Here is a 14683-nt window from a genome sequence, read left to right as displayed (position 1 = left end):
GTGCTCGGCAGCCGCTTCCGACTGCTGTGACAACGGTGCACCACGCCACTGACAACCGGCCTTGTTCGAGGCGTTGTTGCAGGTCAGGGCGATTGTCAGTGGGGGTCTCTACGGTTGTTCACATGACTGAGCAGGGGGACCGCTGGACGGCGGAACAGGTACTGGCTCTGGCTCCTGACGTGGCGTCACGCAAGGCGGGGGGCAGACTCGGCGGGGCGGGGCCGTGGTCACAGACTGGAGGTTCCGCTTCCGGTGCGGTGTGGGGGTTGTGCAAGGGCAGCGGCAGCAAGCCGTACCGGACGGTCGTGGATCTGACGGGCCCGGCGTACAAGTGCTCCTGCCCGAGCCGGAAGTTCCCGTGCAAGCACGCGCTGGGACTGCTGCTGCTCTGGGCGGCGGAGGGCCTGGGCGAGCCCGGCGAGGCGCCTGACTGGGCAGGGGAATGGCTGGCCGAGCGGGCGGCGAAGGCCGTCCGCCCGGCCGCCGGGGCGGCCAAGCCGGTGGACGAGGAGGCCGCCCGGCGCCGGGCCGAGCGGCGGGCGGCCCGCGTCGGCGCGGGCGTCACCGAGCTGGAGCAGCGGCTTTCGGATCTGCTGCGCGGCGGCCTGGCCGGCCAGGAGCAGGCGGGATACGCGGCCTGGGAGGAGACGGCCGCCCGGATGGTCGATGCCCAGGCGCCCGGACTGGCGGCGCGGGTCCGGGAGTTGGGGACGATACCCAGTTGCGGCACCGGCTGGCCCGCCCGGATGCTGGAGGAGGCCGCGCTGCTGCACCTGCTGGACCGGGCCTGGCTGGGGGTGTCGGGGCTACCGGAACCGCTGGCCGCGACGGTCCGCAACCGGGTGGGGATACCGGGCGCCTCCGGGGAGGGGGAGGTCGTACGGGACCGCTGGCTGGTCCTGGCCCAGTACGACTCGGTGTCCGCGGACGGCCGGCTCACCACCCGCCGGATATGGCTGCATGGGCTGGGGAGCGGGCGCCCGGCCCTGGTGCTCGACTTCGGCCCGCCCGGGCGGCCGCCGGGGCTGGCTCTGCCGGTGGGGCTGGTGCTGGAGGCGGAGGCTCGTTTCCGGCCCGGATCGGCGGGTCTGCGGGCGGACCTCGGGGAGCGGTTCGCGGCGGCGATGCCGTGCGCGCGGGTCCCGGCCGGGGTGAGCACGGAGGCGGCTCTGGAGGCGTACGGAGCCGCGCTGCGCGAGGACCCGTGGCTGGAGTCGTGGCCGGTGGTGCTGGGTCCGGTGATCCCGATACCGGGAGAGCTGGGCTGGCAGCTGGCGGACGCGGAGGGGACGTCCGCCCTGCCGGTGGCGCTGACCGGGGGGCGGTCGCGATCCGGCCTGTGGCAACTGGCCGCCCTCTCGGGCGGCGGTCCCGTCACGGTCTTCGGCGAGTGCGGCCACCGCGGCTTCACTCCCCTGACGGCCTGGCAGCCCCATACGGCGGACCCGGTGCCACTCCTCTGACCGCCCGCCACCGGGCGGGAGGTCGCCGAGCGGGGGCGCCGACCGGGAAGTCGCCGCGGGGGGGCGACGGCCGGGAAGTCGCCGGGCGGGGAGGCGACGGCCGGGAGGTCGTCGGGCGGCGAGGAAACGAAGGAAGCGCACGGCGCGGGGGCGTCGGCGTGAACACACGGGCAAGCCGGGGGGCATGCGTGAACGACAGCCACGCCAGCTGAGCCGCTGGTCAGACGGGTCAACGAGCTGCTCCGGTCCCGCGGAGGGGGCGGGACCGGAGCGACGCACACGACGAAGAAGAGGGAGGGGTCCGATGGAGACGGTTTACGGGGACTGGGACGAGCTGGTCGGCGCCGCGCTGCTGGGCACCGAGCGGCGGCAGGGCAGCCCGGAGGCACTGCTGGACGCGGCGGCCGTGCAGACCGTACGGCGGCGGGCCGGGCTGCGGCCGGCCGAGGCGGGACCGCGTCCGGAGCCCGCGCCCCGGGACCCTCGTCCGGCGCCTCCGGAAGCGGCCCGGCGGCGGCTCGCGCAGCTGCTGGCGGGCCGGTCGGGCACGGCCGGCGGGGGCGGCCGGCGCGGGACCGCCCCGGATCTGACCGAGCTGCTGCCGCAGTGGCTGGCCGCCGCCGGGCGGCACGGCTACCGGGCACCGGCGGCGCTGGTGCCCGCGCTACTGGACGCCGCCCGGGCGCGTACGGACCTGCGCCCGCAGGCGCTGGCCCTGGCCGGGGTACGGGGGCTGTGGCTGGCCCGGCTGAATCCGGACTGGCGGTTCGCGCTGCGCGGCGGGTCCGGGGGCGCCGGGGAACTGCCGAAGGTCTCGGACCGGGCGGGCGTGGAACGGCTGTGGCAGGAAGGCCTGTTCGCGGAACGGGTGGCGCTGCTGGGCACCGTACGGGCGGACGAGGCGGCAGCGGCGACGCGGCTGCTGGCGACCACCTGGGCCACCGAACGGGCCGAGGACCGGCTGATGTTCCTCGATTCGCTGCGGGTGGGACTGTCGGAAGCGGACGAGCCGTTCCTGGAGGCGGCCCTGGGCGACCGCAGCCGCAACGTCCGGGCGACGGCCGCCGAGCTGCTGTCCGCGCTGCCGGGTTCGGCGCTGGCCGGGCGGATGGCGGAGCGGGCGCTGGCCTGTGTCGGCCCGGAGGGCGTGACTCCGCCTGCGGAGTGCGATGCGGGGATGTTGCGGGACGGAGTGGTCAAGCGGCCGCCCGCCGGGCGCGGGGAACGGGCGTGGTGGCTGGGCCAGCTGGTGGAGGCGGCGCCGCTGTCCTGCTGGCGGGAGCGGTTCGGGGGGCTGGGCCCGGCGGAGATCGTGGCGCTGCCGGTGGCCGAGGGCTGGGCGGAGGAACTGCATGCGGCGTGGTGCCGGGCGGCGGTCCGCCAGCGCGACCCGGAGTGGTCCAAGGCCCTGCTGGGCTCAGCCTCCGCGCCGCCCGCGGCGGGCCCGGGCACGGCGTCGATAGCCGAGCGGGCGAAGCTGCTGTCGATCCTGCCGGACGGGGAACGGGCGCAGTGGGTGGCGGAGTTCGTACGGGCGCACGGGCTGTCGGAGGCGTTCCAGCTGCTGGGGGTGTGCGTGGTGCCGTGGGCGGGGACGCTGGGCCAGGCGGTGGTGGACGCGCTGGCCGCCGCGCGGGATGCGGGAAGCTACCCGTGGAGTTTCAGCGGGGTCATGGGCCTGGCGGAGCGCTGCCTGGATCCTGCGGAGGCGGGGCGTCTGGAAGCACTGACCGCCACCGTGGAGGACCCCGTCGACTCGGCGTCGGGCGCGGCGGCGTACTGGTCGGAGGCCTTCCAGCGCCTGGTATCCACCCTCCGCATCCGCGCAACCATGCTCTCGGAACTCGCACCAACCCCCTGACCACCCGCCCGATCCCGCCCACCCGCCGAGACCTGCCCCGCCCCGCCCGACCGCCAGGACCTGCCCCGACGACTGACCGCCAGGGCCTGTCCGACCCGACTGACCGCCAGGTCTGACCCGCGTTCCCCCTGCCCGCCAGCCCGTAGCCCCAGGCCACCTGGCCGCCAACCCGAGTGCCGAGTCCGCCTGGCCGTGGTGGCCGTGGTCCGAGGCCAATGGCCGCCAGCCCGGGGGCCGAGGCCCGAGGCCCGGGGCCCGGGCTCCGGGGGCCGAGGCCCGGGGGCCGGGGGCCGAGGCCCCGGGGGCCGGGGGCCGGGGGCCGAGGCCCGGGGGCCGGGGGCAGAGGCCCCGGGGGCCGGGGGCAGAGGCCCCGGGGGCCGGGGGCAGAGGCCCCGGGGGCCGGGGGCAGAGCCCGCCTGGCCGCCAACCTGTGGCCCGAGGCCCGAGGTTCAAGGACGCCTCGTCGTCGGCCCATGGCCCGAGGTCGCTCGGCCGCTTGGCCGTCGAGCGGACCCCCGGGCCGCTTCCAAGGGGGTTCGGCCCGGGAGGGGAAAGGGGGTCCCGCCTGGGAGGGGGAAGGGTGGGCTGGCCCGACGCCGGACCTGACCGCCCGAGTCTGGACCCGACTGGCATCCGACCCGGGGGCGCACCGACCGCCAGCTCGGATACAGGCCGGCTGCGCGGTGGCACCTTCGCCCCGGAAGGAGCAGGCCCTTGAACGGAGTTCGTCGGCCCGGCGAAGGGTGAGAGTGCCCCCACCCCCCTCGAACCGGTAGCCGATGGCTCACCCGAGCCCCGGACGGCCTCTTCTCGCAGGTTACGTCTGTACGCCGACCACCCGCCGGGCCGCCAGCCGAACGCTTGGCGGAGGCACATCTCACCATCCGGTGGGGCCGCCGGCGCCCGTCGCAGACAAGCAAGGGGTCCAGCCTTGCCTGACCTCGGACCCGACCGCCAGGTCTGGAAGTCCGCCTCACCGCACGGGGCCGGCCCCAGACCGGCCCCAGACCGGCCCCCGATGGCGATCCTTGAACTTGACTCTGACCGGAGTTGCGTGAATCCCCAGGTCAGGGCGCGTGTGCGGGAACGTTCCGGCTGGGCATGCCCCCCGGCACCGCGCCTGGAACTGCCCCGGACACAGATCGTCGAACGGACCCGGCACCGCTACGCAGACGTGCAGAGCCTCGTCGCGGCCGGCTGGACCATCAGCGCCATCGCCCGCCGTCTCCACCTCGACCGCAAAACCGTCCGACGCTTCCGCGACCGGCCGGGGTGCTGGAACCGTTCAAGCCGTACCTGAACACCCGCTTCACCGAGAGCCTCGGCCAGGTCAGCGGAAGCCGCCTGTTCCTGGAGATCCAGGAACGCGGCTACCGCGGCAGCCGCCAGGTCGTCCGCAAACACCTCGCCGCCCTCCGCGCCGGCAACGCCGAACCCGTCCCCGCCGACATCCCCAGCCCGCGCAAGATCACCGGCTGGATCATGCGGTCCCACGGCGCCTGGGAGCTCAGAGCTCGGCAGGTCATCGTCACGATTGGCCGGGATGATCGAGGTGTTCCGTGGGACCGGCGAAGGACAGAAACAGGGTCCGGGTGGCGAGCAGCCAGATTCCGTCCACCTTGCGGAACGTGTCTTCGTAGTGCCCCACTTGAGCCGGGGGCCGGGGCGGCACCATGCCCTCGGAGTAGCCGTCGACTCGGTACGTGGCGAAGTAGGTGGTGGCAGCAGCCGTGTCCGCAGAGGTCACGGTGACCAGGATGTTGGTGCACATACGACGCGACAGCCGGTCCGCGGGCCGGCCGTCGAAGTAGTCACGAAGAGCGTCGCGGCCCGCTATGCGGCGATCCCCGGCGGGCCATTCCCAGATCCCGTCTGGCGTGAATAGGTCCGCCACCGAGCTCGGGTTCCCGAGGTCGAGCTGACGGACGAACTCGATGATCAGTCGCTCACATGCCCGCTCGGCAATCAGGCGTTCCATCGGGCCAAGGGTTTCAACATCCATGATCAACTCTTATCAGACCGCATGGAAGCGAAGGCTTCCCCGAACGGCACTCAGCAGCTGCGCCCGCGCCCTCTCGTGCACGCCTTCACGAAACCTTCGCCGGAAGGGGGGCGGGCAGGGCACGGCAGACACAGGTCGGCCCTCCCCCGCTACCGCCGGAAGCTACTGGCCGACGTGGGCGCGGACCCGGTCGGCTTCGCCGGGGGCCGGAGCCGCGGAATCGGGGGGCCCGGCAGACACAGGCCGGCCCCCCACTACCTCCGGAGGCTACTGGCGGACGTGGGTGCGGACCCAGTCGACGATTGCCGTCGTTGTCGCGCCCGGGGTGAAGATCTCGGCGACGCCCTTCTCCTTGAGCGGGGCGATGTCGTCCTCCGGGATGATGCCGCCGCCGAAGACCTTGATGTCCTCCGCGTCGCGCTCCTTGAGCAACTCCAGCACACGCACGAACAGCGTGTTGTGCGCCCCCGAGAGGATCGAGAGGCCGATCGCGTCGGCGTCCTCCTGGATGGCGGTGTCCACGATCTGTTCGGGGGTCTGGTGGAGGCCGGTGTAGATGACCTCCATGCCCGCGTCCCGCAGGGCCCGCGCGATGACCTTGGCACCACGGTCGTGGCCGTCGAGACCCGGCTTTGCCACCACCACACGGATCGGACCGGTCACACCCATCGCACTGCCTCCCGAGTGAACGAACGTTAAGTACAGCATCGCGCACGCCACCGTTTCACGGTCAACCAGGAGGGGGAAATCACACGTGGGACGCCATTGATTCACCGCGACTGATTCACCAGGGGAGCCGCCCGAGCCGCACCGAGCCGCAACCAGTTGCCCCGCCACCGTGCCGTCAGCCGCCCGGCACGGTGGTGGGGCGACATCACATCTGCGGCATCGCGGAACTCGCGGAACACGGCACCGCCGAACTCGGCACCGCCGAACACGGCATCACGCATCACGGCATCACGCATCACGGCATCGAGGCGCGTACCCAAAGGGCTCAGGGGAGGCCGTCGATGGGGTTGTCGATCATGCCGTCATCCGGACCGTCGTCCGGGGACGCGTTGCGGGCTGCCCTTCTGGAGGCGGTCGTACTCGCCGGGCATCTGCTCCTCTACCCCACCGGCGTGCTCGACGAACGGCCGGACACCGGGCCCGCCGGGCCGCGACCGCCCGTCCTGCTGCTCCACGGGTTCACCGACAACCGGTCCGTCTTCGTCCTGCTGCGCCGCGCGCTCGGCGCGGACGGGCGACGCAGGGTGGAGACGTACAACTACTCCCCCTTCACCCGCGATCTGCGCGTCACCGCCCGCCACCTCGCCCGGCGCGTCGAGGAGCTGTGCGAGCGGGCCGGGCAGGACCGGGTGGACCTGGTCGGCCACAGCCTGGGCGGGCTGGTCGGGCGGTACTACGTACAGCGGCTCGGCGGCGACGCGCGCGTCCGCACGCTCGTCACCCTCGGCACCCCGCATTCCGGAACCCGGGTCGCCCCCTTCATGGACGCGCACCCGCTGGTCCGGCAGATACGCCCGGACTCGGCGGTGATGGCCGAGCTCCGCGCCCCCGCGCCCGGGTGCCGGACGCGCTGCGTGGCGTTCTGGAGCGAGTTCGACGCCCTGATGGCGCCGACCGGAACGGCGCGCATCGAGCATCCGGATCTGCACACCGAGAACGTGCAGGTCACCGGCATCGGACACCTGACCCTCCCCGCGCACCCGGCGGTGATCGCCGCCGTCCGCCGCGCCCTCGACGGGCCGCCCGGCGAACTCGGCGCGCTCTCGGCTCCGCGAGCGGGAGCCCGGCCCTCGGACCCCTCCGACCGCTCCGACTGCTCCGACTCCGCTGAGTCAGCCTGACCGGTTACCGCGCGCCATCGAGGTTCACAGAACGCAACGGAAGTCGAACGAATTTCGAACTCAAGGCCAAGGCTAGGTCTTCCGGCGACCGAAAGGCGGCCGAATGCCCGGTTCCCCCGAGGAGGAAGCCCGCTGAAGATTGTCGTTGCGCGTAACCGGCGGGTACAGTCACGCCACTGCTCTCCTCCGGGGTACCTCTGGTCCCCGGCCACCCAGGCCCCCCACCGCCGAGGCGAAAGAGAAGTTGGTGAACGACCGCCCATCGTCGGGCCAGTACCCCGATCTGGGGTACGACGGCCTTTCCACCACCACTTTCGCTGGTGATTCGACCTATGCGTCCTATGAAACACAGGCGCAGACGCAGGGTCAGGGGTACAACTACGCGTACAACTCCTACGAGACCGGCGCGTACGACACCACCGCCTGGGCCACGCGGGACAGTTACGCGCAGCAGAACGGTTACCTCCCGACGATCCCCAGCCAGGCAACCGCCGTCGACGGCAGTGGCTGGGGAACCGACACGGGCGCCTGGGCCGCGCCGGCCACGGAGTACCAGCCGACCGGCTACGGCTACGACACCTCCGGCGAGCAGACCGGCAACTGGGCGATGCCCGGCTACGGAACCACCGGCACCGAGACCGGCGCGTACGACGCCACCGCCTGGAACACCGTGGCGCAGGAAGAGCTCCCGCAGCAGCTCCAGCCCGAGGCGGCCTACGCCTACGAGCCGTACGTGCAGCACGCACAGCACGAGCAGCACGAGCAGCACCAACACCACCAGCAGTACGAGCCGTTCGCGGAGCCGCAGCAGCTCCATCAGCACGAGCAGCACGAGCAGCCCGAGCAGGCCGCGTACGAGCAGCAGCACTACGCGCCCTCACACACCGAGTACGCCGCCGCCGAGACGGTGGTCGTACCCGCCGTCGAGCCGGAGGCCGGGCCCGAGGTCGAGGCCGAGGACGAGATCGACCCCGTCACCGTCTCCCCGGTCGGCGCCGTGCACGATCTCCCCACCCAGGCCATGCCGGTCACCCCGCCCGCGCCCCGCGCCGCGCGCCGGGCCGGCGCCGCCAAGGGCGGCAACAGCCGCCGCCGCACGCCGGCGAAGCGTTCCGCCTTGCTGACCGTCGCCGTTCCCTCGGCCTGCGTGATGGGCGTGGCCGGCGTCGCCGCCGCGTCCGTCGGCGGACTCACCGGCACCGGCAACAAGCCCGGCGAAGAGGTCACCACCCTGGCCGCGCCCGACCCGGCCTCGGTGCAGCCGGTCGCGGCGAACAGCGAGCTGGACACCCAGCTGGCCGCGCTCAGCGCCGACGCGGGCGACTTCGCGGACCGCGCGAGCCGCACCCAGGAGCGCATCGACCTCCGCCAGCGCCAGGACGAGGAAAAGAAGAAGAAGGCCGAGGAGGCCGCGGCCAAGGAGGCCGCCCGCCCCAAATTCGCGATCCCGGTCGCGCAGCACGGTCTCAGCGCCAACTTCGGGCAGGCCGGCGGCATGTGGATGTCCGTGCACACCGGCATCGACTTCCCGGTCGGTTACGGAACCCCGGTCATGGCCGCCACCGACGGCACCGTGCGCACCCAGTGGAACAGCGCCTACGGCAACATGGCCATAGTGACCTCGCCCGACGGCACCGAGACCTGGTACTGCCACCTGAGCAGCACCAAGATCCGGTCCGGCAAGGTCAAGGCCGGCGAGGTCATCGCGTACTCCGGCAACTCGGGCAACTCCACCGGCCCGCACCTCCACTTCGAGGTACGGCCCGGCGCGGGCGCGGCGATCGACCCCCTGGCGTGGCTGCGCAGCCACGGCCTGGACCCGTCCTAATCCGTCAAGCCGTTAAGTCCTTAAGCCCGAGCCCAAGCCCGAGCCGCCCAAGCCCCGAGCCCTACAGCTTCTGCACCGGCGCGTAACGCAGCAGCAGCCGCTTCGGCTTGTCGTCCCCGAAGTCGACGGTGGCCTGCGCGTCCGCGCCGGCTCCCTTGACCTCCATGACGGTGCCCAGCCCGAACTGGTCGTGCGTGACCCGGTCCCCGACGACCAGCGCGATGACCGGCTTGTCCGTCGCCCGGCGCGTCGCGAACCCGGACGGGCCGGCCTTCGTACGCGACGAGGACAGGAACGCCTCGGGCGAGGTCCCGAAAGAGGCGCCCTTCCCCGAGCCGGAGCCCGAACCCGAGCCGAAGCCGGAACCCGATCCGCCCGAACCCGCACCGTACCCGGAACTCCGCATCGGACCCGCCGGCTTCTGCGATGCGCCGGTGCGCTTCCACTGGAGGTACTCCGCCGGGATCTCCTCCAGGAACCGCGAGGGCGGGTTGTACGAAGGGGTCCCCCACGCGCTGCGCATCGAGGACCGCGTCAGGTACAGCCGCTCCCGGGCACGCGTGATGCCCACGTAGGCCAGGCGCCGCTCCTCCTCCAGTTCCTTGGTCTGCCCCAGCGACCGCATGTGCGGGAAGACCCCGTCCTCCATGCCGGTCAGGAAGACCACCGGGAATTCGAGGCCCTTGGCGGTGTGCAGGGTCATGAGGGTGATGACGCCCGTGCCCTCGGTGTCCTCGTCCGGGATCTGGTCGGAGTCGGCCACCAGCGCGACCTGCTCCAGGAACTCGGCGAGGGTACCGGGGCCCACGGGCGCCGCGCCCTCGGGCGCCTCCGCCGCGGCGGCCGCCCGCGCCTGCTCGAACTCCAGCGCGACCGCCGCCAGCTCTTGCAGGTTCTCGATCCGCGTCTCGTCCTGCGGGTCGGTCGACGCCTGGAGCTCGGCGAGGTAGCCCGTACGCTCCAGCACCGCCTCCAGCACCACCGCCGGACCCGCGCCCGAGTCGACGATCGTGCGGAGCTCCTCCATCAGTACGTTGAACCGCTTCACGGCGTTGGTGGAGCGCGCGGCCATGCCGAAGGCCTCGTCCACCCGCCGCAGGGCCTGCGGGAAGGTGATCTTCTCGCGCATCGCGAGCGCGTCGATCATCGCTTCCGCGCGCTCGCCGATCCCGCGCTTGGGTACGTTCAGGATCCGGCGCAGCGGGACGTTGTCCTCCGGGTTCGCCAGGACGCGCAGGTACGCGAGGACGTCCCGGACCTCCTTGCGCTCGTAGAAGCGGACGCCGCCGACGACCTTGTAGGGCAGTCCGACCCGGATGAAGATCTCCTCGAACACACGCGACTGCGCGTTGGTCCGGTAGAAGATCGCGACATCGCCCGCCTTCGCCTCGCCCGCGTCCGTCAGCCGGTCGATCTCGTCGGCGACGAACTGCGCCTCGTCGTGCTCGGTGTCCGCGACGTAGCCGGTGATCACGGCGCCGGTGCCGGCCTCGGTCCACAGGTTTTTGGCGCGGCGGTTCTCGTTCCGCTCGATGACCGCGTTGGCGGCCGACAGGATCGTCTGCGTGGAGCGGTAGTTCTGCTCCAGCAGGATCGTCGTCGCGTTCGGGTAGTCCTCCTCGAACTGGAGGATGTTGCGGATGGTGGCGCCGCGGAAGGCGTAGATCGACTGGTCGGCGTCACCCACCACGCACAGTTCGGCGGGCGGCAGGTCCGGGTAGCCGGTGCCGACCAGCTCGCGCACCAGCGTGTACTGGGCGTGGTTGGTGTCCTGGTACTCGTCCACCAGGACGTGGCGGAAGCGCCGCCGGTAGTGCTCGGCGACGTCCGGGAACGCCTGGAGCAGGTGGACGGTCGTCATGATGATGTCGTCGAAATCGAGCGCGTTGGCCTCGCGCAGCCGCCCCTGGTACATCGCGTAGGCCTGGGCCAGCGTCTTCTCGAAGCCGTCCACCGCCTGCCCCGCGAAGGCGTCCTCGTCGATGAGCTCGTTCTTCAGGTTGGAGATCTTGGCGCTGAAGGACTTGGGCGGGAAGCGCTTCGGGTCCAGGTCGAGATCACGGCAGACGAGTGCCATCAGGCGCTTCGAGTCGGCCGCGTCGTAGATCGAGAACGACGAGGTGAAGCCGAGCCGCTTGGACTCGCGGCGCAGGATGCGGACGCACGCGCTGTGGAAGGTGGACACCCACATGGCGTTGGCGCGCGGGCCGACGAGGCTCTCGACGCGCTCCTTCATCTCGCCGGCGGCCTTGTTGGTGAAGGTGATCGCCAGGATCTGGCCCGGGTGGACGCCGCGCGCGGCCAGCAGGTGGCCGATGCGGTGGGTCAGCACGCGGGTCTTGCCGGAGCCGGCGCCGGCCACGATCAGCAGCGGGGATCCGGCGTGCACCACGGCCGCGCGCTGCTGCTCGTTCAGCCCGTCGAGCAGCGCCGCCGGGTCGATGACGGGCTTGGGGGCGCCGTTGCGGTAGTACGCGTGCCCGTCCCCGTCCCCGTCCCCCTCCCGGTCCCCGGTCATGGGCACGTCGAATCGGCCCCCGAAGAGATCGTCCGCGCCCGGCTCCGGGGCGGCGTGGTCCTCGGGCGGCGGCGGGCCCTCGTCGGAGGGGGTGAGGTCCGCCAGGAAACTGTCGTCAAAGAGGCTGCTCATCGCATTCCGAGTCTAGGGGGCGGGACCGACAGCCGGTCCCGGCCCCGGAAAAAAGGCGCCGCGCGACCGCCGGATCCGCAGCCGCCGGATCCCCGGATCCCCCGGATTCACCGGTGTCGCCGCCCGGACTCCGCCCGGACTCCGCCGGAAAGCTGCCCGTACGCTCGACGGCATGGACGTACTGATCAATGTCTTCGTCGGCCTCCACATCATCGGCATCGCCGCCCTCCTGGGCGGTTTCCTGACCCAGATGAAGGCGATGAGCGCCGGCACCGCCCGCTTCGTGCCCGCGATGCTGCACGGCGCGCTGACCATGCTCGTGACCGGCGTGCTCCTCGTCGGCTTCCGCGAGATGGACGGCGACCCCGTCAACAACATCAAGATCGGCGTGAAGCTGGCGATCCTCTTCGTCATCCTGGCCCTCGTCTACGTGAAGCGTGACGAGGAGCAGGTGGACAAGGCGCTGTTCGGGGCGGTCGGCGGACTGACCGTGGCCAATATCTTCATCGCCGTTCTCTGGAACTGACACCGACCGGTCAGATCCAGCCGCATCCGATCACTTCGGATCATCTCGACATCTCCCCGTTACCTCCGGGTCTAGCGTCCTCCTCCAAGCACCGGCCCAAGCACCGGCCCAGTCGGCAGAGGAAGGACGTGAGGCCCTCGTGGCCAGTCATCGAAAGCCCAGGCAGCGCCCGCTCTCCGGCGGCACCGTACGGACCGCCGCCACCACCCTCGCCCTCGCGGGCGCTGCCACCGCCACCGCGTTCGAAGGCACCTCCCAGGCCGATCCCCGGCTCACCCCCTCGCAGGTCAAGGCGGAGGTGGACCGGCTCTACGAGGAGGCCGAGGCCGCGACGGAGCAGTACAACGGGGCGAAGGAGAAGGCCGACGAGGCCCAGCGCTCGCTGACCACCCTCCGCGACGAGACCGCCCGCAGGACCGACCGGCTGAACACCGCCCGCCGCGCGCTCGGGTCCCTGGCCGCCGGCCAGTACAGGGCGGGAGGCCTGGGCACCGCCGTCCAGCTGGCCATGGCCGACGATCCGCAGGAGTACCTGGACCGGGCCGCCTTCCTCTCCCGGACCGGCGACCGCAGCGCCGCCGAGATCACCCACGTACGCCGTCAGCTCGACGAGGTCGGGCAGCTGCGCGAGCAGGCCGACGGTCGGTTCGCCGACCTCCGCGCCCGGCAGGGCGAACTCGCCGAGCACAAGGCGGTCATCGAGGGAAAGCTCAGCGCCGCCAGGCGGCTGCTCGCCCGCCTCACCGCCGAGCAGCGGGCCGCCTACGAGGCCCAGTCGGCCGGAAGCGGCGCGCAGGCGGCCGGCGCCCGCCAGGCCCACGACGCGCCCGCCCGGCCCGGCGCCCGGACCCAGGCCCCGTCCCAGACCGCGCCCCCGCCGCCCTCCTCCGACGGCTCCCGCGCGGCCCGCGCCGTGTCCTTCGCGTACGGGGCGGTCGGCAAGCCGTACGTCTGGGGCGCGACGGGACCGGGCTCGTTCGACTGCTCGGGCCTGACGCAGGCAGCCTGGCGCTCGGCCGGGGTCTCGCTGCCCCGCACCACCTACACCCAGATCAATGCCGGCCGGCGCGTCTCGCGCGACCAGCTGGCCCCCGGGGACCTGGTGTTCTTCTACTCCGGAGTGACGCACGTCGGCCTCTACGTCGGCAACGGCCAGATGATCCACGCCCCGCGCCCCGGCTCCACGGTCCGCCTGGCCCCGATCGACTCGATGCCCTGGGCCGGCGCCGCCCGCCCCTCGTAGCCGCCCGCCCCGCAGCCGCCCGCCCGTCGTCGCCGCGCCCTCATAGCCGCCCGCCGGTACCCCCGAGTACCCCCGGGAGCGGCTACGGCGCCTTGACCACCGTGCTCAGCCACCCGAAGGTCTGCGGCAGCTGGCGCGTCCACGAGTCCATGTTGTGGCCGCCGCCCACCTTCTCCGCGTGCACCACCGTGGGAGGCTTCGCCACCGCCCCGAGGTCGAGCCCGGACGAGTAACCGTCGTGCTGCGCGCCCGACATCCACAGCGACACCGCCGGCGGAGTCGGGGCGGCCTTCAGGAGGTTCACCAGGTTGTGCGCCTTGCGCAGCTCCGGGTCCTTGGCGATCAGCGACGTGGGTTCCTGGCCCGGGTCGTTGTACCCGGACAGGGAGACGGCCGCGCTGTAGCGGTCGGGGTGGGCGATCGCGAGCTTGGCGGCGCAGTGGGCGCCCGCCGAGTAGCCGGCCACGCCCCAGTGCCGGGCCTCCCCGGAGGCCCGGAAGTTGTCGGTCACCATCTTGCGGACGTCCACGCTGAACCAGCTGTCCGCGTTGACCTTCCCCGGGATGTTGGCGCACCCGGTGTCGGTGTCCCCGAGCAGCATGGCGCGCGGCGACACCAGGATGAACGGCTGCACCGTGCCGTTCTTCATGAGCGGCTCCAGCGTCTCGTGGGCCTTGAGCCCCTGGAACCAGGACTTGCCGGTGCCCGGGATACCGGGGATCAGCTCGATGACGGGGAAGGTGCGGTCCTTCCAGGCCGGGTCGTCGTACTGCGGCGGCAGCCACACCATGACGTCGCCCTTGACCCCGGATATCTTTCCGTCGAGCTGGGTCTTGCGGACCCGCCCGCCCAGGCCGTCGACGGCGGTGAACTCCTGGAGGACCTTCGGCTCGGCCTCGACCTTCTTGCCGCCGAGCCCGTCCGCGCCGAGGTCGTGGGCCGCGGTGACGTACTTCGAGGTGCCGAGCAGGTCACCCCAGGAGGTGTAGAAGTTCTGGTCGTTGTTGATTCCGACGAAGACCAGGGCGATGGCGGTCGCCTGGGCGAACAGCAGCATCAGGCAGCGGGTGGCGTGCCGCACGACGGCGGGACCGCGCACCCTGCCCCACGACGCCAGCGGCAGGACGACGGCCGTCACCGTCAGGGCGATCACCGTCGCGAAGAGGGGGGTCCCCGTCAGACTCATCACGCCCCCCAAGAGGCGCACCCGGCGCGGCCCGGTTGCCCGGGCCGCGTGCGGCGTGGATCACAGCGGGGCGG

Annotated in this window: 10 protein-coding genes; 6 read left to right on the top strand and 4 right to left on the bottom strand. The window is 72.5% G+C overall.

All coding sequences use genetic code 11. From position 1 onward, the window contains the following. The first annotated feature begins 122 nt into the window (after nucleotides 1-122). On the top strand, nucleotides 123-1463 hold the full coding sequence (locus MTF65_RS19510) for an SWIM zinc finger family protein (protein ID WP_243629998.1): 1341 nt from the start codon (nucleotides 123-125) through the stop codon (nucleotides 1461-1463). A 304-nt stretch (nucleotides 1464-1767) separates the two neighbouring features. Beyond that, nucleotides 1768-3324: a DUF5691 domain-containing protein gene (locus MTF65_RS19505; RefSeq protein ID WP_243629997.1), complete on the top strand. Its 1557-nt coding sequence runs from the start codon at nucleotides 1768-1770 to the stop codon at nucleotides 3322-3324. Between the two features lie 1528 nt (nucleotides 3325-4852). On the opposite strand, the gene MTF65_RS19500 is transcribed toward MTF65_RS19505, so the two are convergent. Both MTF65_RS19500 and MTF65_RS19495 read right to left on the bottom strand, forming a co-directional pair. Beyond that, nucleotides 4853-5326 (bottom strand): nuclear transport factor 2 family protein, encoded by a 474-nt coding sequence (locus MTF65_RS19500; protein ID WP_243629996.1) that lies wholly within the window; start codon nucleotides 5324-5326, stop codon nucleotides 4853-4855. A gap of 267 nt (nucleotides 5327-5593) precedes the next feature. Then, on the bottom strand, nucleotides 5594-5995 hold the full coding sequence (locus MTF65_RS19495) for a cobalamin B12-binding domain-containing protein (protein WP_243629995.1): 402 nt from the start codon (nucleotides 5993-5995) through the stop codon (nucleotides 5594-5596). 341 nt (nucleotides 5996-6336) lie between these two features. Between MTF65_RS19495 and MTF65_RS19490 the strand changes: the two genes are divergently transcribed. Together MTF65_RS19490 and MTF65_RS19485 are read left to right on the top strand one after the other, a co-directional pair. Further along, nucleotides 6337-7176 carry an esterase/lipase family protein gene (locus tag MTF65_RS19490; protein WP_374207262.1) on the top strand — a complete coding sequence of 280 codons (840 nt, stop codon included), beginning with the start codon at nucleotides 6337-6339 and terminating at the stop codon, nucleotides 7174-7176. 247 nt (nucleotides 7177-7423) lie between these two features. Next, on the top strand, nucleotides 7424-9004 hold the full coding sequence (locus tag MTF65_RS19485; RefSeq protein ID WP_243629994.1) for a M23 family metallopeptidase: 1581 nt from the start codon (nucleotides 7424-7426) through the stop codon (nucleotides 9002-9004). Nucleotides 9005-9065: 61 nt separating this feature from the next. Here the strand turns inward: MTF65_RS19485 and pcrA are convergent, their stop codons facing one another. After that, on the bottom strand, nucleotides 9066-11654 hold the full coding sequence (gene pcrA / locus MTF65_RS19480) for a DNA helicase PcrA (RefSeq protein WP_243629993.1): 2589 nt from the start codon (nucleotides 11652-11654) through the stop codon (nucleotides 9066-9068). A gap of 172 nt (nucleotides 11655-11826) precedes the next feature. Between pcrA and MTF65_RS19475 the strand changes: the two genes are divergently transcribed. Both MTF65_RS19475 and MTF65_RS19470 read left to right on the top strand, forming a co-directional pair. Further along, nucleotides 11827-12180, top strand: a complete 354-nt coding sequence (locus tag MTF65_RS19475; RefSeq protein WP_243629992.1) for a hypothetical protein — start codon at nucleotides 11827-11829, stop codon at nucleotides 12178-12180. Nucleotides 12181-12319: 139 nt separating this feature from the next. Beyond that, nucleotides 12320-13423, top strand: a complete 1104-nt coding sequence (locus tag MTF65_RS19470; RefSeq protein ID WP_243629991.1) for a C40 family peptidase — start codon at nucleotides 12320-12322, stop codon at nucleotides 13421-13423. Between the two features lie 82 nt (nucleotides 13424-13505). Here the strand turns inward: MTF65_RS19470 and MTF65_RS19465 are convergent, their stop codons facing one another. Further along, a complete protein-coding gene (locus MTF65_RS19465; protein WP_243629990.1) occupies nucleotides 13506-14609 on the bottom strand; it encodes an esterase family protein in 1104 nt (367 codons plus the stop codon). Between the last annotated feature and the right edge of the window lie 74 nt (nucleotides 14610-14683).

It is taken from the genome of Streptomyces sp. APSN-46.1 (assembly GCF_022815725.1).
Classification (GTDB): domain Bacteria; phylum Actinomycetota; class Actinomycetes; order Streptomycetales; family Streptomycetaceae; genus Streptomyces.
The sequence above is the reverse complement of the archived record's forward strand: the minus strand, read 5'-3'. Positions and strand labels throughout refer to the sequence as shown.

Coding starts and splice junctions, on each gene's coding strand:
- MTF65_RS19475 (WP_243629992.1), top strand. CDS start 11,827: ATGGACGTACTGATCAATGTCTTCGTCGGCCTCCACATCATCGGCATC.
- MTF65_RS19505 (WP_243629997.1), top strand. CDS start 1,768: ATGGAGACGGTTTACGGGGACTGGGACGAGCTGGTCGGCGCCGCGCTG.
- MTF65_RS19500 (WP_243629996.1), bottom strand. CDS start 5,326: ATGGATGTTGAAACCCTTGGCCCGATGGAACGCCTGATTGCCGAGCGG.
- MTF65_RS19495 (WP_243629995.1), bottom strand. CDS start 5,995: ATGGGTGTGACCGGTCCGATCCGTGTGGTGGTGGCAAAGCCGGGTCTC.
- pcrA (WP_243629993.1), bottom strand. CDS start 11,654: ATGAGCAGCCTCTTTGACGACAGTTTCCTGGCGGACCTCACCCCCTCC.
- MTF65_RS19510 (WP_243629998.1), top strand. CDS start 123: ATGACTGAGCAGGGGGACCGCTGGACGGCGGAACAGGTACTGGCTCTG.
- MTF65_RS19490 (WP_374207262.1), top strand. CDS start 6,337: ATGGGGTTGTCGATCATGCCGTCATCCGGACCGTCGTCCGGGGACGCG.
- MTF65_RS19465 (WP_243629990.1), bottom strand. CDS start 14,609: ATGAGTCTGACGGGGACCCCCCTCTTCGCGACGGTGATCGCCCTGACG.